The 20,689-nt window shown below is 66.2% G+C and carries 17 protein-coding genes and 1 pseudogene; 10 read left to right on the top strand and 8 right to left on the bottom strand.

The window, feature by feature from the left end:
- Positions 1-38 precede the first annotated feature (38 nt).
- A complete protein-coding gene (locus tag HWX14_RS03900; RefSeq protein WP_175881619.1) occupies positions 39-302 on the bottom strand; it encodes a hypothetical protein in 264 nt (87 codons plus the stop codon).
- A gap of 221 nt (positions 303-523) precedes the next feature.
- On the bottom strand, positions 524-1,240 hold the full coding sequence (locus HWX14_RS03895; RefSeq protein WP_175881618.1) for a YdcF family protein: 717 nt from the start codon (positions 1,238-1,240) through the stop codon (positions 524-526).
- A gap of 160 nt (positions 1,241-1,400) precedes the next feature.
- On the opposite strand from HWX14_RS03895, the gene HWX14_RS03890 reads away from it, so the two are divergent.
- The gene (locus tag HWX14_RS03890) at positions 1,401-1,718 is read left to right on the top strand and encodes a hypothetical protein (protein WP_053525783.1); all 318 of its coding nucleotides are present in this window, start codon (positions 1,401-1,403) and stop codon (positions 1,716-1,718) included.
- A gap of 194 nt (positions 1,719-1,912) precedes the next feature.
- On the opposite strand, the gene HWX14_RS03885 is transcribed toward HWX14_RS03890, so the two are convergent.
- Together HWX14_RS03885 and HWX14_RS03880 are read right to left on the bottom strand one after the other, a co-directional pair.
- On the bottom strand, positions 1,913-2,164 hold the full coding sequence (locus HWX14_RS03885) for a hypothetical protein (protein ID WP_175881617.1): 252 nt from the start codon (positions 2,162-2,164) through the stop codon (positions 1,913-1,915).
- 213 nt (positions 2,165-2,377) lie between these two features.
- Positions 2,378-2,764 (bottom strand): annotated as a pseudogene (locus tag HWX14_RS03880) (transposase); the annotation flags it as partial.
- 429 nt (positions 2,765-3,193) lie between these two features.
- Here HWX14_RS03880 and HWX14_RS03875 point away from each other — a divergent pair.
- The 9 genes from HWX14_RS03875 (at position 3,194) to truB (ending at position 15,374) form a co-directional block, all read left to right on the top strand.
- Entirely contained in the window at positions 3,194-4,096 is a 903-nt protein-coding gene (locus HWX14_RS03875) for a LysR family transcriptional regulator (protein ID WP_126361088.1), read from the top strand.
- A gap of 75 nt (positions 4,097-4,171) precedes the next feature.
- Positions 4,172-5,374, top strand: a complete 1,203-nt coding sequence (locus HWX14_RS03870) for a pyridoxal phosphate-dependent aminotransferase (RefSeq protein ID WP_175881616.1) — start codon at positions 4,172-4,174, stop codon at positions 5,372-5,374.
- Between the two features lie 272 nt (positions 5,375-5,646).
- Positions 5,647-6,681 (top strand): SMC-Scp complex subunit ScpB, encoded by a 1,035-nt coding sequence (gene scpB / locus HWX14_RS03865; RefSeq protein ID WP_175881615.1) that lies wholly within the window; start codon positions 5,647-5,649, stop codon positions 6,679-6,681.
- Positions 6,682-6,741: 60 nt separating this feature from the next.
- Complete coding sequence (gene rluB, locus HWX14_RS03860) at positions 6,742-8,526, top strand: 23S rRNA pseudouridine(2605) synthase RluB (protein ID WP_175881614.1); 1,785 nt, start codon at positions 6,742-6,744, stop codon at positions 8,524-8,526.
- A gap of 449 nt (positions 8,527-8,975) precedes the next feature.
- Positions 8,976-9,434, top strand: coding sequence for a ribosome maturation factor RimP (gene rimP, locus HWX14_RS03855; protein ID WP_006476167.1), 459 nt, complete (start codon positions 8,976-8,978; stop codon positions 9,432-9,434).
- The gene (gene nusA / locus HWX14_RS03850; protein ID WP_006476166.1) at positions 9,434-10,909 is read left to right on the top strand and encodes a transcription termination factor NusA; all 1,476 of its coding nucleotides are present in this window, start codon (positions 9,434-9,436) and stop codon (positions 10,907-10,909) included. The genes rimP and nusA overlap by 1 nt, the downstream gene beginning before the upstream one ends.
- A gap of 91 nt (positions 10,910-11,000) precedes the next feature.
- Positions 11,001-13,916 (top strand): translation initiation factor IF-2, encoded by a 2,916-nt coding sequence (gene infB, locus HWX14_RS03845; RefSeq protein ID WP_175881613.1) that lies wholly within the window; start codon positions 11,001-11,003, stop codon positions 13,914-13,916.
- A 113-nt stretch (positions 13,917-14,029) separates the two neighbouring features.
- On the top strand, positions 14,030-14,428 hold the full coding sequence (rbfA, locus tag HWX14_RS03840; RefSeq protein ID WP_006495346.1) for a 30S ribosome-binding factor RbfA: 399 nt from the start codon (positions 14,030-14,032) through the stop codon (positions 14,426-14,428).
- A 13-nt stretch (positions 14,429-14,441) separates the two neighbouring features.
- The gene (gene truB, locus HWX14_RS03835) at positions 14,442-15,374 is read left to right on the top strand and encodes a tRNA pseudouridine(55) synthase TruB (protein WP_175881612.1); all 933 of its coding nucleotides are present in this window, start codon (positions 14,442-14,444) and stop codon (positions 15,372-15,374) included.
- Positions 15,375-15,483: 109 nt separating this feature from the next.
- Here truB and HWX14_RS03830 read toward each other — a convergent pair whose 3' ends face one another.
- The 4 genes from HWX14_RS03830 to HWX14_RS03815 form a co-directional block, all read right to left on the bottom strand.
- On the bottom strand, positions 15,484-17,043 hold the full coding sequence (locus HWX14_RS03830; RefSeq protein ID WP_175881611.1) for a DHA2 family efflux MFS transporter permease subunit: 1,560 nt from the start codon (positions 17,041-17,043) through the stop codon (positions 15,484-15,486).
- A gap of 28 nt (positions 17,044-17,071) precedes the next feature.
- Positions 17,072-18,286, bottom strand: coding sequence for an HlyD family secretion protein (locus HWX14_RS03825; RefSeq protein WP_175881610.1), 1,215 nt, complete (start codon positions 18,284-18,286; stop codon positions 17,072-17,074).
- A gap of 52 nt (positions 18,287-18,338) precedes the next feature.
- Entirely contained in the window at positions 18,339-19,835 is a 1,497-nt protein-coding gene (locus tag HWX14_RS03820) for an efflux transporter outer membrane subunit (RefSeq protein ID WP_175881609.1), read from the bottom strand.
- A gap of 87 nt (positions 19,836-19,922) precedes the next feature.
- A complete protein-coding gene (locus HWX14_RS03815) occupies positions 19,923-20,414 on the bottom strand; it encodes a MarR family transcriptional regulator (protein WP_175881608.1) in 492 nt (163 codons plus the stop codon).
- Positions 20,415-20,689: the final 275 nt, after the last annotated feature.

Raw genomic sequence — 20,689 nt, 5'->3', positions numbered from 1 at the left:
CCCGGATTCGGCTTTTCGCTGGAGCGGTGCCGCCGAACTTACTGGCTGGCAGCGTCTGCAGCCTTCGCCTTCTTGGCGGCCTTCTTGTGATGCGCAGCCTTCTTGCCGTGGTGATGCGCTTCCTGCGCCGCCGGCTGAGCCGCTTCGGCCGCTTGCTGCTGTTGCAGCGCTTGTGCACGCTGCTCGATCTCGGCGATCTTGGCCGGATCGGTGATGGTCTGGATCTGCGTGCTCTCTTGCGCATACGCTGCGCCAGTCAGCGCCGACATCGCTACCAGGATAGCCAGGGACGTCTTCTTCATTGCTTTACCTCCGCTAAGTGGTGATGAACCCGAGTGTTGCCGTTTTGTCTGGCGACTGCAATCGAGTGCGTGTCGAGTGTAACAAAAGTGACGGATCAATGTGCACCGGATCGCCGCACGACGCAAGGCCCCGTTGAAGTCGCGCAACACTTCACACACCTCGTCACGCGTGTGCCATCCACGGCGGTGCAGCGATTTTCGCGGCGGGTTTCGCGCCGTCGTCAAAACCAGCCGAGCCAACGATACACGTGGAATTGCGCGATCCCGACCAGCTCGTGCAGCGCCTGCTCGGCGTTGGCTACATTGCGCCAGCGCGGCAGCCAGCCCGTCTGCGCGCGTCGGAGATTCGCATAAACGGGCTGCGGATCGATGCCGAAACGGCGGAAATCGAGCAGCGCCCGGCGCATCTGGTACGACGACGTGACGAGAATGCGCGCGTCGTCATACTGTGGGCGTAGTATAGACGCAGTGAATTTCGCGTTTTCGTAGGTTGTGCGGCTGTTCGGTTCGAGCACGAGGTCGGCCGGCGCCACGCCTTGCGCGACGAGCAGGCGCCCGTAGACGGCCGCTTCGCTGTCGCCGTGATGCTGCGGGTCGCCGCCCGACATCACCACGGTGCAGCGTTCGGCCTGCTGCCGGCACGTGCGGTAGAGCGCCGCAACCTTGCGGATGCGCGCGGTGCCGTCGGGCGGCGGCTGCAATCCGGCATCGGTGCGGTGCGTGCCGGCGCCGATGAGGATCAGCGTGGTGCGCCCGTGCATGTCGGGGTGCTCGACCGGCGTGACGCCGGCCTCGGTCCACGCGATCAGCGGCGCCGCGAGCCAGCCCGTCGCCAGCAGCCAGAACAGCACGGCGGCGGCGATCGAAATGACGCGACGCTGCTTGCGGCAGAGCATGAAACCGATGAAGAGAAGTACAAATGAATCGAACAGAATCAATTTGATTGGGGTATGGTGTCTTTTTATGGACGGCTGACGATACGGCCCTGACGCGACGCCGAACAACGTCGGCCTCCAGAATCGGTGGCGGTTTCGGCGGGCGGAGACCCCGCCCGGGACGCCGCTTCGCATTGTCGCTGCACTTTAAGAAAGAATCGAGATGGCCACGTATTCCAACGAAGCGGTGCTCGACGCATTGAGACGAGTGCAGTACCGCCAGGTACCGTGGGCACGCCGCCCGGGCGTGTTCGAGTATCTCCGTTCGCTCGGGCTGATGGACACGGTCAGGCAGAAGACCGTCGCCCCCGCACCGGGCTTCCATGCACCGGTCGACATCGCCATACTGACCGACAGCGGTCGAGCCGAATTCTCGCGCCTCGAGCGCGCCGAGAAATTACTTTCCTGGACTGATCGCCGCATGGACGACTACGCATTGAGCGAAGCGAGCGCCGTGGCGATTCTCGAAAGCCGCCTGTAGCGGGTCTTCATCCCATTCCGTGCAGCGTCGCGCAGGGCCGGCGGCGCAAAAAAAGCCCGTATCGCGAGGATACGGGCGTACCGGATACTTTTGCTGCTGCCACGCTGTGCTCATGGCAACGATGTGACTCGCCGCATGCGGCGCAGTTCCCGGATGCGGGCATTTTCTTTGGCGAAATCTCGAAATCGGCAGGACTACGGATGACGCGACATGCCCGGCGGCTGTGAGCCGATCCGCGCCCGCGCATTGCTGGCGATGTCGCCGCGCAAGTCGCCGCGCGGCACGGTTTGCCGGCTGGACGGATTGGCGGGCGGCGGCTGGCGGAGGGTGGTGCGGTGATCCTGCTGGCGATGGGGCGGCTTCACGCGATCGTCGGCGTGGACAGGAGCGCTCAGCGCCACGGAAACGACAATGCCGCATGCAACGAGCAGTGACATTGTTTTCATGGCGGGGCTCCCTTCAAGCCGTCCGTGCGGCCTGTTGATATTTCGCTAAGGTAAGCGTGGGAGTGCAGGCTTGCTGTAAATATTGGTAAATAGATGTTTCGCGGCACGACAACGACGGCAATCGACGGCAAGGCATGCGTCGCAACAAGGTCGCGTCGCAGAAAGAAACCGGGCGGCCGAAGCCGCCCGATCGAGCATTCGTTACGCCATCTTGACGGGTGCGCGCCAGGATTCCGGATTGGTCCAGAAGGCGCCGCGCAGCCGGTCGCGGCTCGGCGGCGCGGGCGGCTTCGCCGCGCTTGCGCCGATGCGTCCGCGCAGCGAAATCTGCCGGCCGCTCGTGCCGAGTCGTTTCACGATTTCGGCGAGCGTGCCGTCTGCCTGCCATTCGTCGAAGCGGCGACGGCAGGTCGGCGGGGACGGATAGCGGCCCGGCAGTTTCGACCAGCCTTCGCCCGTCGACAGCACCCACAGCACGGCGTTGACTACCGACCGAGCTTCCACGCGGGGGCGGCCGCGCCGCTCACTCCGCGCGGGCTCCGAGCAAAACAGACCCTCGACCAGCGCCCACTCGTTATCTCTCAAATCGTCGAACAGCATCATGTCCTCACCTCAGCGAAGCTAACTCCGGTGCGCTGCCCTGCGCCGCGCACTCTTCAAGCACTCGATCTCGAGTGCCGGGTGGGGGCGTCCGGTTGGCCGGCAGCGGCGTTTCTGCTCTTCCGTCCGACGTAACCTGCACCCTGTGCGCAAGGTAATGCACGAAGCGTGCCATGTCGGAGGTGAATCCCCCGAGAGCCGCTTGGCAGCGAGCTAACGGCTAAGTCAGCTAGGGGCGTATAAGACGCCAAAATAACCCGTCAGCAAATCGGGACAATCACCAATCTTGTGCAATTCGCCCATGTCACGTGCGTTTGCGAATGTATTGCACCGCAGCGAAACATGAGCAATGGGTGTCCGATCATTCGCCGAAGCCGGTTCCGAGCATTAAAATCGTGCATCGATATCGACGATTGATGAGGTCCGGACATGAACGTTACGCTGCGCCAGCTTCGCGTATTCATCGAGGTCGCGCGGCTCAAGAGCTTCAGTCGGGCGGGTGACGAGATCGGGCTCACGCAGTCCGCCGTCAGCCGTTGCGTGCGCGAGCTCGAGGCCGAACTCGGGCTGAAGCTGATCGACCGCACGACGCGCGACGTGCAACTGACCGACGTCGGCGGGAACCTGATCGCGAGCGTGTCGCGCCTGCTCGACGATCTCGACGACACGCTGCGCGAGATTCGCGAAATCGGCGAGCAACGCCGCGGGCGCGTGATCGTCGCGGCAAGCCCGACGATCGCATGCAGGCTGATGCCGCGCGTGGTGGCGTCGTGCGAGCGCCAATTCCCGTTCGTGACGCTCGGCTTGCGCGACGACGTGCAGAGCGACGTGCTGCGCAAGGTGAAATCGAGCGAAGTCGACTTCGGCGTCGTGATCGGGCCGTTGACGGTCGCCGATCTCGTCTGCGAGCCGCTGATGACCGATTCGTTCTGTCTGGTCGCGCGCGCCGACCATCCGCTCGCGGCGCGCGCCGAGGTGCCGTGGACGGCGCTGGACGGCGAGCGCCTCGTGCTGCTCGATCATGCGTCGGGCAGCCGGCCGCTGATCGATGCGGCGCTGGCCACGCATCGCGTCAACGCGACGGTCATGCAGGAACTCGGGCATTCGGCGACCGTGTTCGGGCTGGTCGAGGCCGGTGTGGGCGTGAGCGTGCAGCCGTGGCTGTCGCTGCCGCTGCCCGCCGGCTCGACGCTCGTCGCGCGGCCGCTCACGCCGCGCACCGAACGCACCGTCGAGCTGGTGCGCCGCCGCGACCGGTCGTTGTCGCCGGCCGCGCAGGCGATCTGGGAGCTCGTGCGGCAGATGCCGGCACGTGCCGAGGATCTCGACTGACGCGCATCGGCGCGCGCCGGTCGGGCTTGCCGGCCGGTACACTACGCGGATCGTGTTCCTCGGCGGTGGTCCTGGATGACGCATTCCGCAGGTTTTTTCCCGGCGAACGATGAGCCGGCGGCGCGCACCGCGGTGCATGCGCTGCGTCCGTCGCTGATCCGCGAGGTCGCAAACGCCGGCTTCGGCGTGCCGGACATGCTGCCGTTCTGGTTCGGCGAATCCGATCGCGTGACGCCGGACTTCATCCGCGACGCCGCGGCGGCGGCGCTGCGCGACGGCGCGACCTTCTACACGCACAATCTCGGCACGGCGCCGTTGCGCGACGCGATTGCGGCCTATGTCGGCGCGCGTCACGGCGCGACCGCGACCGACACGGTCGCCGTGACGAGTTCGGGCGTGAGTGCGCTGATGCTGGCCGCGCAGATGCTGGTCGGGCCGGGCGACCGCGTCGTCGCGGTCACGCCGCTGTGGCCGAATCTCGTCGAGATTCCGAAGATCCTCGGCGCACAGGTCGAGTGCGTGCCGCTCGGCTACGGCGACGCGGGCTGGCAGCTCGACCTCGGCCGGCTGCTCGCGGCGCTGACGCCCGACACGCGGATGCTGCTGATCAATTCGCCGAACAACCCGACCGGCTGGACGATGTCGCGCGACGATCAGCAGGCCGTACTCGCGCATTGCCGTCGTCACGGCATCTGGCTGGTCGCCGACGAGGTGTACGAGCGGCTTGCCTTCGCCGAGGGCGGCGCGCCGTCGTTTCTCGATATCGCGTCTCGCGACGAGCGGGTCGTGGTCGTGAATTCGTTCTCGAAGGCGTGGGCGATGACGGGCTGGCGGCTCGGATGGCTGATTGCGCCGGCATCGCTGATGGGCGACCTGTCGAAGCTCGTGGAATACAACACGTCGTGTGCGCCGGGCTTCGTGCAGGCCGCGGCCGAGGTCGCGTTGCGCGACGGCGAGCCGTTCGTGCGGTCGTTCGTCACGGCGCTGCGCGACGCGCGCGACCACCTGGTCGCCGCGCTGCGGACGCTGCCGGGCGTCGAGGTGCCGCCTCCGCCGGGCGCGATGTACCTGTTCCTGCGGCTGCCGGGCGCGACCGACAGCCTCGCGTTCTGCAAGACGCTGGTGCGCGACGCGGGGCTCGGCCTGGCGCCCGGTCGCGCGTTCGGCCCGGAGGGAGAGGGGTTCGTGCGCTGGTGTTATGCGTGCGATCCGGCGCGGCTCGACGCGGGCGTCGAGCGGCTGCGCCGGTTCCTTGCGCGCGGCGCGGACGCCCGCTGAAGCGGGGACGGAGCGGACGCGCCGTCCGGGCGGCGGCCTGTTCCGCTCATCTTTACGCACCGGGCAATTTTGCGTAATATGGCGCTCAGTCACGCGGTTCCGTCGTTGAGCCGTGCTGTTCCGTCCGGTTTGGGCCTGGCCTGAAGTTGGTTCGCCGCCCCCGGTTCGTGCTCCCATCAATATGACCGATCAGAATCGGGCGAGCGCGTCTTCCGTTCCTTTCGTCTGTTTGTTGATCCGGTTCGTTTGACCACAGGGTCTGGCCTAGCTGCATGAATACCCAAGAGGCGAAGATCGTCCTCGAGACTGCTTTGATCTGCGCGCAGGAACCGCTGAAGCTCGGCGATTTGCGCAAGCTCTTTGCCGACGGCGTGTCGGCTGACACGGTCCGCACGTTGCTCGAAGATCTGAAACAGGATTGGTCCGGTCGCGGTGTCGAACTGGTGGCGCTGGCGACGGGTTGGCGCTTTCAGAGCAAGCCGGCGATGCGTCATTATCTGGATCGCCTGCATCCCGAGAAGCCGCCGAAATATTCGCGCGCGGTGCTCGAAACGCTCGCGATCATCGCGTACCGGCAGCCCGTCACGCGCGGCGACATCGAAGAGATTCGCGGCGTCACGGTCAACACGCAGGTGGTCAAGCAACTCGAGGATCGCGGCTGGATCGAGGTGATCGGTCATCGCGACGTGCCGGGGCGTCCGGCGCTGTACGCGACGACCAAGCAGTTCCTCGACGATCTCGGCCTGAAGGCGCTCGACGATCTGCCGGCGCTCGAAGAGCCGGCCGCGAACATCGAGGCCGCGCTGCTCGCGCAGCAGGCGATGGATTTCGACGGTGACGTACCGGGGGCCGACGAGGCAGCGGGCGACGTGCCGCAGCCGCTGGCGGACGAAGCGCTCGCCGGCGAGTCGGCCGACGTGCCGGACGACGTCGCGTCGACGCAGGAAATGCCGAGTCGCGATACGCTCGATGCCGATTGCGGGCAAATGGAGCATACGGAACATACGGAACAGGTTGGTGCCGAAGCAGTGCCGACCGGTGTGCAGCCCGAGCCGCAACGTGCGGATTGGAGCGAGGAAGATCGCGAGCCGGCCGCCGAAGCGGCTGCCGGAGACGGAGCGGAAGCGGCCGGCGACACGCCCGGCGAGGCCGATCAGGCCGACGCCTCCCGTTCCCGTCCCGCGGACGACGAGACGCTGGACGACACGTCCGACAGTCTCGCGGATGCCGTACGAAGCGCCAGTGCGCCCATCGGCGCCGACGCGTTGCCGGACGACGAAGCAGAACCCGAACAGCGTCGCGCCTGAACGCGGCCAACTTCTTGCCGCGCCCGCGCCGGGCGCGAGACCTGACATTTTGAGGTTGTTTTGACAGATATCCACGATATTGAATCGTCCGCGCCTGCCGTGCAGGCAGCGCGTGCCGACGATGCGCCGGAGCAGGATGCTTCGGCCGCGGGTGGCGACGAGCGTCCCCGCCGCGGTCTGCGGCGCGGGCCGCGCAGCCTGATCGCGCGGCGTCGCGCGGCGGCCAAGTCGAAGGGCGCCGAAGGCGAGCAGCCGGGTGCCGAGGGCGCGGATGCGCAGCCGGCCGACGCTGCCGACGCGCCGCAGGCGCGTGCGCCGCGCAAGGAAGGCGCGGCCAAGGGCGGTCGCAAGCCGGCCGGCAAGCGCGAAGGCGCGGCGGCGGCCAAGGGCGGCCAGGCTGCTCAGGGTCGTCGCGGTGCAGCGAAGGCTGAAGGCGGCCCGGCGAAGGCGGCGGAAGGCGATGCGTCCCAGGACGAACTGTTCGCGTACGTGACGTCGCCCGCCTTCGACGCGGACAACTCCGCGGGTGGCAGCGGCGTGCGTGCGCCGATGCTGCGCCGCGGCCGCGCCCAGCCGGCGAACAAGCGCGTGCTGTCGCCGGACGACGACGCGCCGAAGCTCCACAAGGTGCTGGCGGAAGCGGGCATGGGTTCGCGCCGCGAAATGGAAGAACTGATCGTCGCCGGCCGCGTGTCGGTGAACGGCGAGCCCGCGCACATCGGCCAGCGGATCATGCCGACCGACCAGGTGCGGATCAACGGCAAGCCGGTCAAGCGCAAGCTGCCGAACAAGCCGCCGCGCGTGCTGCTGTATCACAAGCCGACGGGCGAGATCGTCAGCCACGCGGATCCGGAAGGCCGTCCGTCGGTGTTCGACCGTCTGCCGCCGATGAAGACGGCGAAATGGCTCGCGGTGGGTCGTCTCGACTTCAATACCGAAGGTCTGCTGATGCTGACGACCTCCGGCGACCTCGCGAACCGCTTCATGCATCCGCGTTACAGCGTCGAGCGCGAGTACGCGGTGCGCGTCGTCGGCGAGCTGGCCGAAGGGATGCGGCAGAAGCTGCTGCACGGCGTCGAGCTCGACGACGGTCCGGCGAATTTCCTGCGCATCCGCGATGGCGGCGGCGAAGGCACGAACCACTGGTATCACGTCGCGCTGGCCGAGGGCCGCAACCGCGAAGTGCGCCGGATGTTCGAGGCGGTCGGCCTGATGGTGAGCCGGCTGATTCGTACGCGTCACGGCCCGATTCCGCTGCCGCGCGGCCTGAAGCGCGGTCGTTGGGAAGAGCTCGACGACGCGCAGGTGCGCAAGCTGATGGCGACCGTCGGCCTGAAGGCGCCGTCCGAGGAGAAGGGCAAGCGCGGCGGTGCCGGTCCGGCCGAGCGTCGCCAGCCCGATCCGATGGAGACGTCGATGGGCTTCATCAGTCGCGAGCCGGTGCTGACGACGCACGGGCAACTCGACCAGCCGCGTCGCGGTGGTGGCCGACGCGGCGCGCCCGGCCTGCCGGGCCTGAGCGGCTACGGCAGCCTGCCGGTTGCGCCGTCGGGTTACGGCAACCGCGCGGGCGGCGGCCGTGATGGCAACCGCACGGGTGTCGGCCGCGACGGTAACCGCACGGGCGGCGGTCGCGACGGCAACCGCGCAGGCGGCGGTCGCGATGTCGACGGCAATCGCGCGTCGTATGGCGCAGGCCCGAAGCGCGATGGCGCGGGCGGCAAGCGCGGCGGCAGCAAGGGCGGCGGCAATCGCAATCCGAACGGCAATCGTGCCGAAGGCGCCGGCAACGGCGGCCCGCGCGGCGGTCAGCGTCCGCAGCGCAGTCGTACGCGTAGCCGCTAAGCGCCTGTCGATGGCGTGCGGCGGCGCGAAGCCGCCGGCTCGCCGGCCTGGCCGGCGTCCGGCCGGTTTTGTCGATACGGCGCATCGCGTTGACGGGTTTCGGCTGCCTCCATGTCGCGTGCCGCGACAACGACGATCGCCGGTACGGTAGGGTGGTGCCGGTCGATCGGGCCGTCCGATTTCGCATTTTCGGTCCGTAAAGGCAGCCGACGCGCTGCTTTTACCGGCTGGCTTGGCGTTTGCGCCAAAAATCGCTATAATCGCGGAGTCGCTGGGCGTACGGATTCAATGTGCGGCTCAGGTGCGACCACCAGTAAGAAGATGGGCGTTCCGCCCATTTTTTTTTGCTGAAACGGTTAGGCATCTCGGGTAGCGCTTCCTGCGCCGGCTAAGGCGCGCGCCCGCGGGTGTAATCGCGAGCGGCGGGCGCGAACACCTGAGAGGACACTGTGCAACTGACGGAACTGATAGAAACCACGGTCACCGGGCTCGGCTACGAGCTGGTGGAACTCGAGCGCACCGGGCGCGGCATGCTTTGCATCTATATCGATCAGCCTGCCGGCATCTCGCTCGAAGATTGCGAAAAGGTTACGCGTCAGCTCCAGCACGTCTTGACGGTCGAAAATATCGATTACGAACGGCTCGAAGTCTCGTCCCCGGGGCTCGACCGCCCGTTGAAGAAACTGGCCGACTTCGAGCGCTTCGCCGGCAGCGAAGTTTCCGTGACCTTGAAAAAGCCGCTGGACGGGCGCAAGACGTACCGGGGCATTCTGCACGCGCCGAATGGCGAAACGATCGGTTTGGAATTTGAGGGGAAGAAGGGCGAGGCAGCCATGCTGGATTTCACGCTGGCCGATATCGATAAAGCCCGCCTGATTCCGCAAGTTGACTTTAGGAGCCGCAAATAATGAGTCGCGAAGTGTTGATGCTGGTGGATGCGCTGGCGCGCGAGAAAAACGTCGACAAGGATGTGGTGCTGGGCGCCCTCGAGGCTGCGCTCGCGTCCGCTTCCAAGAAGCTGTTCGACGAAGGCGCCGAAATCCGCGTCCATATCGATCGCGAAAGCGGCGAGCACGAAACCTTCCGTCGCTGGCTCGTCGTGCCCGACGAGGCAGGCTTGCAGGAGCCGGATCGCGAGATCCTGCTGTTCGAAGCACGTGAGCAGAAGCCCGACGTCGAAGTCGGCGAGTATGTCGAGGAACCCGTTCCGTCGATCGAATTCGGTCGCATCGGCGCGCAGGCCGCGAAGCAGGTGATCCTGCAGAAGGTGCGCGACGCGGAACGCGAGCAGATCCTGAACGACTACCTCGAGCGCGGCGAAAAGATCATGACGGGTACGGTGAAGCGCCTCGACAAGGGCAACTTCATCGTCGAATCGGGCCGCGTCGAGGCGCTGCTGCGCCGCGATCAGCTGATCCCGAAGGAAAACCTGCGCGTGGGCGACCGCGTGCGTGCGTACATCGCGAAGGTCGACCGCACCGCGCGCGGCCCGCAGATCGAGCTGTCGCGCACGGCGCCCGAATTCCTGATGAAGCTGTTCGAGATGGAAGTGCCGGAAATCGAGCAGGGCCTGCTCGAGATCAAGGCGGCTGCCCGCGATCCGGGCGTGCGCGCCAAGATCGGCGTGATTGCCTACGACAAGCGGATCGATCCGATCGGCACCTGCGTCGGCATCCGCGGCTCCCGCGTGCAGGCCGTGCGCAACGAGCTCGGTGGCGAAAACATCGACATCGTGCTATGGTCGGAGGATCCCGCCCAGTTCGTGATCGGCGCGCTCGCGCCGGCAGCCGTCCAGTCGATCGTCGTCGATGAAGAAAAGCATTCGATGGACGTCGTCGTCGACGAGAACGAACTGGCTGTCGCGATCGGCCGCAGCGGTCAGAACGTTCGCCTTGCCGGCGAGCTGACCGGCTGGCAGATCAACATCATGACGCCGGACGAATCCGCCCTGAAGCAGGGTGAAGAACGCGACCGGCTGCGTGCACTGTTCATGGCGCGTCTCGACGTCGACGAAGAAGTTGCCGACATCCTGATCGACGAAGGCTTCACGAGCCTCGAAGAAATCGCGTACGTGCCGCTCAACGAAATGCTCGAAATCGAGGCGTTCGACGAGGACACCGTGCACGAACTGCGCAACCGCGCACGCGACGCGCTGTTGACGATGGCCATCGCGAACGAAGAAAAGGTCGAGAACGCAGCGCTGGATCTCAAGAGCCTCGACGGCATCACGCCGGAGCTGCTCGCGAAGCTGGCCGAGCACGGCGTGCAGACGCGCGACGATCTCGCCGAGCTGGCTGTAGATGAACTGGTCGACATGACCGGAATGGAAGAGGATGCCGCTAAGGCGTTGATCATGAAAGCACGTGAACATTGGTTCCAGTGAGAAATGACCATGGCGCACTGATTTGATGGCGGCCGTACGGCCTGACCCGATGCTAACCGCAAGGAATCGGTCCTTGCACTAAGAGGAATGAATGGCGAGTAACAACGTAGCCCAATTTGCCGCGGAACTGAAAATGCCTGCTGGTGTGCTGCTCGAACAGCTGCAGGCAGCGGGCGTCCAGAAAGCGAGTGAAGACGATGCGCTGTCCGAAACGGACAAGGCGCGTCTGCTCGATCATTTGCGCAAGTCGCACGGCGCAACTGACGGCGACAAGCGCAAGATCACGCTGACCCGCAAGCATACGTCGGAGATCAAGCAATCTGACGCGACGGGCAAGGCTCGCACCATTCAGGTCGAGGTTCGCAAGAAGCGTACGTTCGTCAAGCGCGACGACGTGGCCGAAGGTGCGGATCAGGGTCAGGCGCAGGTCGCCGAAGCGGACGACGATGCGGAACTGAAGCGTCGCGAGGAAGAGGCGCGCCGCGAGGCCGAGCTGCTCGAGAAGCAGGCGCAGGAGCTGCGCGAGCGCCAGGAACGCCTGGAGCGCGAGGAAGCCGAACGCCGCGCCCGCGAGGAAGCGGCCGAGGCCGAGCGCCGTCGCGCCGAGGAAGAGGCAGCGGCGAAGCGCACCGCGGCGGAAGCCGCCGCCGCGCAGCAGGCGGCAGCCCAGCAGGCCGCCGCAGCCGAGCAGGAAACGGCGCCGACGCAGTCCGCGCAGGACGAAGCACGCGCGGCCGCCGAACGTGCGGCGCAGCGCGAAGCGGCGAAGAAGGCCGAGGATGCTGCTCGCGAGGCAGCCGACAAGGCGCGCGCCGAGCAGGAAGAGATCAGCAAGCGTCGCGCGGCGGCGGAAGCCGAAGCACGCGCGATCCGCGAAATGATGAACACGCCGCGCAAGGCCGTGGTCAAGGCAGTCGAACCGCCGAAGCCGGTCGAGCCGCCGAAGCCGGCGGAAGCGAAGGGCACGCTGCACAAGCCGGCGAAGCCGGAAGGTGCGCAGGCGCGTCCGGCCGTGAAGAAGCCGGCGGGCGCTGCTGCGCCGGCCACGACGCAGGCGCCGGCAGGCGCGGGCGACCGCAACAAGAAGCCGGGCGCCGGCAAGGGCGGTTGGCAGGACGACGCGGCGAAGCGTCGCGGCATCAAGACGCGCGGCGATTCGAGCGGCGGCGTCGACCGCGGCTGGCGCGGCGGCCCGAAGGGTCGCGGCCGTCACCAGGACAGCTCGACGTTCCAGGCGCCGACCGAACCGATCGTCCGTGAAGTGCACGTGCCGGAAACCGTGTCGGTTGCCGATCTCGCGCACAAGATGTCGATCAAGGCCTCCGAAGTCATCAAGGTGATGATGAAGATGGGCCAGATGGTCACGATCAACCAGGTGCTGGACCAGGAAACGGCGATGATCATCGTCGAGGAACTGGGCCACCGCGCGGTTGCCGCGAAGCTGGACGATCCGGAAGCGCTGCTCGTCGAAGGCGAAACCGGTACCGATGCGGAGCAACTGCCGCGTCCGCCGGTCGTCACGGTGATGGGTCACGTCGACCACGGCAAGACCTCGCTGCTCGACCACATCCGCCGCGCGAAGGTTGCCGCGGGCGAAGCGGGCGGCATTACGCAGCACATCGGCGCGTATCACGTCGAGACGCCGCGCGGCGTCATCACGTTCCTCGATACGCCGGGTCACGAAGCGTTCACGGCAATGCGTGCACGCGGCGCGAAGGCGACCGACATCGTGGTGCTGGTGGTGGCGGCCGACGACGGCGTGATGCCGCAGACGAAGGAAGCGATCGCCCACGCGAAGGCGGGCGGCGTGCCGATCGTCGTCGCGATCAACAAGATCGACAAGCCGGACGCGAACCTCGATCGCGTCAAGCAGGAACTGGTCGCGGAAGGCGTCGTGCCGGAAGAATACGGCGGCGATTCGCCGTTCGTGCCGGTATCGGCCAAGACGGGCGCGGGCATCGACGATCTGCTCGAGAACGTGCTGCTGCAGGCCGAAGTGCTGGAACTGAAGGCACCGGTCGAAGCGCCGGCCAAGGGCATCGTGATCGAAGCGAAGCTCGACAAGGGTAAAGGCCCGGTCGCGACGATCCTCGTGCAGTCCGGTACGCTGAACCGCGGCGACATCGTGCTGGCGGGTACGGCCTACGGCCGCGTCCGCGCGATGCTCGACGAGAACGGCAAGCCGACGAAGGAAGCCGGCCCGTCGATCCCGGTCGAAATCCAGGGTCTGTCGGAAGTGCCGGGTGCGGGCGAGGAAGTGATCGTGCTGCCGGACGAGCGCAAGGCGCGTGAAATCGCACTGTTCCGTCAGGGCAAGTTCCGCGACGTGAAGCTCGCGAAGCAGCAGGCCGCGAAGCTGGAAAGCATGCTCGAGCAAATGGGCGAAGGCGAAGTGCAGAACCTGCCGCTCATCATCAAGGCAGACGTGCAGGGCTCGCAGGAAGCGCTCGTGCAGTCGCTGCTCAAGCTGTCGACCGACGAAGTGCGCGTGCAGATCGTGCACAGCGCGGTGGGCGGCATCAGCGAAAACGACGTCAACCTGGCAACGGCATCGAAAGCGGTCATCATCGGCTTCAACACGCGTGCGGATGCACAGGCGCGCAAGCTGGCCGAAGCGAACGGTATCGACATCCGTTACTACAATATCATCTACGACGCAGTGGATGAGGTGAAGGCGGCGATGTCGGGCATGCTGGCGCCGGAGAAGCGCGAAGTCATCACCGGCATGGTCGAGGTGCGCCAGGTGTTCAAGGTGCCGAAGATCGGCACGGTCGCCGGCTGTATGGTCACCGACGGTATCGTCAAGCGCTCGTCGTCGGTTCGCGTGCTGCGCAACAACGTCGTGATCTTCACGGGCGAACTCGAATCGCTGAAGCGCTTCAAGGACGACGTGAAGGAAGTCAAGCAAGGCTTCGAGTGCGGTATGTCGGTGAAGAACTTCAACGACGTCGTCGAGGGCGACCAGTTCGAAGTCTTCGAAGTGACCGAAGTCGCACGTACGCTGTAATCGTCGCGTATCGGCTCTTGGGCGGGGCAGGCTTGGGCCTGTCCCGCCCATTTTCATGGTGGCGTGCCGAAGTGGCCGCCGCTTCATCCTGATAAACGGATCACGGATCGATCATGTCCAGGAAACGTACTTCCCCCAATCGCAACGTTCAGATCGCCGATCAGATTCAGCGCGACCTGTCCGAACTCATCATGCGCGAGGTCAAAGATCCGCGCATCGGCATCGTGACCATCCAGAGCGTGGAACTCACGCCGGACTATGCGCACGCGAAGGTCTACTTCACGGCGCTCACCGGCGATCCGGACAAGACGCAGGAGGCGCTGAACCATGCGTCGGGTCACCTGCACAACCTGCTGTTCAAGCGCCTGCACATTCATACGGTGCCGACGCTGCATTTCCATTACGACCAGACGATCGAGAAGGCCGTCGAAATGTCGCGCCTGATCAAGGAAGCGAATTCGACGCGCGCGAAGGACGACGACGAGGCCGACGCGCCTGCCAAGGACGATTGAGCTCGACCGCCCTATGACGAATGCAGCACCCCAACGTCCGCGCGTGCCCCGGCGCGTGCTGGACGGCGTTCTCCTGCTCGACAAGCCGATCGGCCTGTCGAGCAACGATGCGCTGATTCGTGCGAAGCGCCTGCTTCTCGCGAAGAAAGCCGGTCACACCGGCACGCTCGATCCACTGGCTTCGGGCCTGTTGCCGCTGTGCTTCGGCGAGGCGACCAAGTTCTCACAGGACTTGCTCGACGCCGACAAGACCTACGAAGCGACGATGCGTCTCGGCCAGCGCACGGCCACCGGCGACGCGGAAGGCGACGTGATCGACACGCGGCCCGTCGAATGCGATCGTGCGGCGGTCGAAGCCGCGCTGGTGCGCTTCACCGGCGACATCGTGCAGGTACCGCCGATGTATTCGGCGCTCAAGCGCGACGGCAAGCCGCTGTATGAATACGCGCGCGCGGGCCAGACCGTCGAGCGGGAAGGCCGTAACGTGACGATCCATGCGCTGGATCTGCTCGCCTGCGAGCTGCCCGACGTGACGTTCCGCGTGACCTGCAGCAAGGGCACGTATGTGCGCACGCTGGCGGAGGATATCGGTGAGGCGCTGGGTTGCGGCGCGCATCTGACGATGCTGCGTCGCACGGGCGTCGGTGCGCTGACGCTCGAGCATGCGGTGACGCTCGATGCGCTGTCGGACGCCGCCGAATCGGCGCGCGATGCATGGCTGCAGCCGGTCGATGCGCTGTTGTCGACGTTTCCGCTGGTGCGGCTCGACGAAGCTGGCGCGAAGCGCTTCCTGCACGGCCAGCGCCTGCCGTTGTCGGCGCTCGAACCGATCGACGCCGCCGATGGCGAGCGCGTGCGCGTGTACGACGCCACGCGGTTGCTCGGCGTGGCGCGCAAGGCGAATGGCGTGCTCGCGCCTGAACGGCTCGTCGTAACGGCTCAATGACGCAGCAGCGCACGCACGTGCGCGTAGCAGAATGAAAAAAGCCCGGTCGGTGACCGGGCTTTTTGTTTTGGCGTGACCGCGCAGTGCTGCGCTGCCTCGAACGTGGCGCTCAGTGCGCAGCCGACGCCGCCGCACCCGCATCGCCGCCGCCCGCGCGTTCGGGCTTCGTGATCCAGATCAGTCCGATCAGCAGCACGAAGATCGCTGCCGAAATGTAGAACAGATCGTTCACGCCGAGCTGCGCGGCCTGCTGCGTGGCCATGTTGTTGATCAGGCCGTGTGCCTGCTGCTGCGTGAGCCCGAGGTTGCCCATCTGCGTGACGGCCTGGTTGAACGTCGGGTTGTACGGGTTCGTCTGCTCGACCAGTTGCGCGTGGTGAAAGTTGTTCCGATGATCCCATGCGGTCTGGAAGATCGACGTGCCGATGCCGCCGCACATGATCCGCACGAAGTTCGACAGGCCGGACGCCGCCGGAATGCGGTGGCCGGGCAGGCCGGACAGCGTGATCGACACGAGCGGGATGAAGAAGCCGGCCATCGCGATACCCTGCACGAGCGTCGGCAGCGTCAGCGACCATTCGTCGACACCGGTCGTGTAGCGCGAACGCATCCAGAAGCACAGCGCGAACGTGAGGAACGCGGCGGTCGCGATGTAGCGCGGGTCCGTGCGCGGCAGGAACTTGCCGGTCAGCGGCGACAGCAGGATCGCGAACAGCCCCACGGGCGCCATCACGAGGCCCGCATCGGTCGCCGTATAGCCGATCTGGGTCTGTAGCCACAGCGGCAGCAGCACGAGGTTGCCGAAGTAGAGCCCGTAGCCGACCGCGAGCGCGATCGTGCCGCCCGTGAAGTTGCGCATGCGGAACAGCGACAGGTCGACGACCGGATGTTCCGCGGTCAGCTCCCAGATCACGAAGAACGCGAACGAGATGACCGCGATCAATGCGAGCGCGACGATCGTGGTCGACGCGAACCAGTCGAGATCCTTGCCCTTGTCGAGCATGATCTGCAGCGAGCCGACCCACAGCACGAGCAGCGCGAGGCCGACACCGTCGATCGGCGCGCGGCGCACCGTCGATTCGCGCGTCCGGTAGATCGACCAGGTGGCCAGCGCGGCGGCGATGCCGACGGGGATGTTCACGTAGAAGATCCACGGCCACGAATAATTGTCCGAAATCCAGCCGCCGAGGATCGGCCCCGCGACCGGCGCGATCAGCGTCGTCATCGACCACAGGGCGAGCGCCATCGGCGCTTTCGCGCGCGGATAGCTCGACAGCAGCAGCGATTGCGACAGCGGAATCATCGGGCCCGCGACCGCACCCTGGAGCACGCGCGACGCGAGCAGAAACGGCAGGCTCGGCGCGAGCCCGCACATCCACGACGAGATGACGAACAGGATGATCGACGCGAGGAACAGGCGCACTTGCCCGAAACGGTCGGTCAGCCAGCCGGTCAGCGGCACCGAGATTGCGTTCGCGACCGCGAACGACGTGATGACCCACGTGCCCTGGTCGGACGACACGCCGAGGTCGCCCGAGATGGTCGGGATCGCGACGTTCGCGATGGACGTGTCGAGCACGTTCATGAACACCGCGAGCGAAACCGCGATCGTCCCGAGCAGGAGTTGCCCGCCCTGCAGGGGCGGGTAGGAGACAGGAGCCTGTGCCATGTCGGTTGCCTTTCCGGAGTCGGAACGGTTACATCATTTTCGCGGCGGTGTTCTGCTTCGCCGCGACCGGCGCCGATGCGTTGCCGCCTGCGTTCTCGGCGATGATGCGCGCGATTTCGGCGTCGGCTTCGTCGCCGTATTTCGCGAACACGTTGGTCTCGTAGACGGTGTTCGGCGCGTTGACGAGCTGGTCGCCGCGTTCGTCCTTGATGTCCACGTCGACCTGCATCGACAGGCCGATGCGCAGCGGATGCTTGTCGAGATCCTTCGGGTCGAGCTCGATCCGCACCGGCAGGCGCTGCACGACCTTGATCCAGTTGCCGGTCGCGTTCTGCGCCGGCAGCAGCGAGAACGCCGAGCCCGTGCCGGCCGAGAAGCCGACGACCTTGCCGTGGTACGTGACCGACGAACCGTAGATGTCGGCCGTCATCTCGACGGGCTGGCCGATGCGCATGTGCTTGAGCTGGACTTCCTTGAAGTTCGCGTCGACCCACACCGCATTGAGCGGCACCACCGACATCAGCGGGTTGCCGGGCGACACGCGCTGGCCGACCTGCACCGAGCGCTTCGCGACGTAGCCGGTGACCGGCGCGGGCAGCACGTTACGCGCGTTCGCGAGGTACGCGTCGCGCACCTTCGCGGCGGCGGCCATCACGTTCGGGTGCGATGCGATCGTCGTGTTCGCGGTCAATGCGCGATTCGATGCGAGCTGCTGCTGCGCGGCGTCGACCGATGCCTGCGCGGCCTTCACCGCGTCGCGGGCGTGCGAGATTTCTTCCTGCGACACGGCGCCCGTCTGCGCGACGGCGAGGCGGCGACGCAAGTCGTCCTGGGCCTTCGACAGGTCGGACTGGCGCAGCGCGACTTGCGCGCGGTACTGGTCGTCGTTGACGAACAGGCCGCGCACCTGGCGCACCGTCTGCGCGAGGTTCGCTTCCGCCTGCTGCAGCGCGACCTGCGAATCGGCCGGGTCGAGCACGACGAGCGGGTCGCCGGCCTTGACCGTTTGCGTATCGTCCGCCTTCACGGCGATCACGGTGCCGGTGACCTGCGGCGTGATCTGCACGACGTTGCCGTTCACGTACGCATCGTCGGTGTCTTCATGGAAGCGGGCGACGAGGAAGTAGTACAGGCCGTATGCGATGGCCGCGATCACGATGACCGCGACGAGCAGCGTCATCATTCGTTTGCGCTTGTTGTTGTTCTGCGGCTGCGCGCTGGCGGCGTTTTGTTGGTCGCTCATGGCGATTTTCTCCGTCCGTTATTTCGAGTGTCTGCGTAGTGGTGGCGCCGGCTCAGTTGGCGGCCTGTTTGGTCGGCGTGGCGGCATCGGGCGCGGCGAGCGGCGTGCCGGTCGCGTCGAACCCGCCGCCGAGCGCCTTGATCAGCGCGAGCTGCATGTCGCGCCGGCGCATCTTCAGGTTGGTCACCGTCTGCTCCGACGCGAGGCGGTTGCTGTCCGCCGTCAGCACCTGCAGTTGCGGCGACAGGCCGGCCTTGTAGCGGATGACCGCGAGATCGTACGCGCGCGTCGATGCGTCGAGCGCACGTTGGGCGTCGCCCATCTGTCGATCGACCGCGCGGATCGACGCGACCTGCGTGGCGACGTCGTTCAGCGCGCTGATCAGCGTCTGGTTGTAGTTCGCGACCGACAGGTCGAAGTCGGCGTAGCGGCCCTTGAGCTGCGCGCGCAGCGCGCCGGCATCGAAGATCGGCAGGTGGATCGCCGGGCCGAACTGCGCCTGGCGGCTCGCGAAGTTCAGGAATTTGCCCCAGCCGAACGCATCGAAGCCGAAGCCGGCCGCGAGGTTCACGTCGGGGTAGAACTCGGCCTTCGCTTCCTTCACGTCGTGCATCGCGGCTTCGACCTGCCAGCGCGCGGCGACGATGTCGGGGCGGCGCGACACGAGATCGGCCGGCAGATTGCCGGGCAGCGTGACGTCGCCGCTCGGGTTCAGCACGGGCGCCGCGATCTGCAGCCCGCGATCCGGGCCCTTGCCGAGCAGCGCGGCGAGCTGGTAACGCACCGTCGTGATCTGGCCGTCGAGGTCCGACAGCGAAGCCTGGGTCGTCGCGATGTTGCCGCGGGCCGTCTGGCGTTCGACGTTGGTGTCGAGGCCGGCCGAGACGCGGCCGTCGGTGATCTTGCCGACCGTCTCGCGGTTGGAGATTTCCCGTTGCGCGATGTCGCGCAGCGCATAGAGCTGCGCGAGCGAGTTGTAGGTGCGCGCGACCGACGACGCGAGCGTGATGCGCGCCTGCTGCATGTCGGCTTCGGCGGCCTTTTCCTGCGATACGGCCGTGTGCAGGCGCTCGCGGTTCTTGCCCCACAGGTCGAGTTCCCACGATGCGCTCGCGAGCGCGTTGTTCTCGCTGTACCACTGGCCGCCGTACGGGGGCGGGAACAGCGCGTTCGACGAATACAGCTCGCGCGTCCATGAGTAGCTGGCTTCGGCCTTCGGCATCAGGTTCGAGCGCGACGATTCGATGTACGACGACGCCTTCGCGATGCGCGCCTGCGCCTGCGCGATCGACGGGCTGCCCTGCAGCGCTTCGTCGATCAGCTTCGGCAGTTGCGGATCGCCGAACTGGCTGGCCCAGTCGAGCGCCGGCCACTGGCCGCCCTGGGCCGGCAGGCTCTGGGCGGATTCGAATTGCGACGCGGGGGCGATCTGCTTGTCGCTCTTGATGCCGATGTAGTTCGCGCAGCCCGCCAGCGCCAGCGCGGCGACCGCGGCGGCGACGGCGGCGCGGCACGACCCGGCGCGCACGGACAACGGGGAGGATTTCATCGCGCTGACCCCTGACTCGGAATGAATGATGGACACTGCAAGGATTTCCTTACATTAATCTGTCAAAAGTAATTGTTATGGCAACTATTACGTGATGCTACCGGCGGCCGTCTCGCAATAGTTGCTGAGAATGCGGCGCAGCATGCTCTTCAGGAAGCCGACTTCTTCCGGCGTAAACCCGTCCAGCACCTGGTCGAGCACGCTGCGGAAAATGGGCGGCAGCCGTTCGGCCAGCGCACGGCCTTCGTCGGTGAGCTCGAGGCGCACGACCCGCCGGTCCTCGATGCTGCGCACGCGCGACAGCAGGCCGCGTTTCTCGACCCGGTCGAGCAGGCGCGTGACCGCGCTTGCGTCGATCCCGTATTCGCGCGCGAGTTCGGCGGCCGTCGAGCACTTGCCGACCGCGATCATGAACAGCATGCTCGCCTGCGTGCCCGTGATGCCGAGCTCTTCCTGCGTGCGCTGCGTGACGAGGTTGGTCATCACCGACTTCACGCGCGACATCAGATAGCCGACGCTGTCGTTCATCTGATACGTGGACAGCGGCGAAACGGGCGGTGGGGTAGGAGAATCCGACATAAAACCCTGAAGCTGCAATAGTTGACTAGGCAGCAGTATAGGTACAATTGCTTGCCGCGGCAAATGTTAATCGAACGGCAAGACGTGCGCTGTGCCCGGCGAGAATCCCTTATCCCGATAAGGTTTTTCGGCCGGCGTCGGTGATGCGCAAGGGAGTTGGCTGTTGCGGAAGGGCGGGCGAAACAGTCCGTTTTGCTGCGTTGCAACGCGCGGGTCCGCTCTCGACACGCACACGTGCTATAATTTGAGGCTCTCCAAGCTGCAACGCGCGCGCC

The sequence above is a fragment of the Burkholderia sp. BCC0044 genome, assembly GCF_902832955.1.
Classification (GTDB): domain Bacteria; phylum Pseudomonadota; class Gammaproteobacteria; order Burkholderiales; family Burkholderiaceae; genus Burkholderia.
The sequence above is the reverse complement of the archived record's forward strand: the minus strand, read 5'-3'. Positions and strand labels throughout refer to the sequence as shown.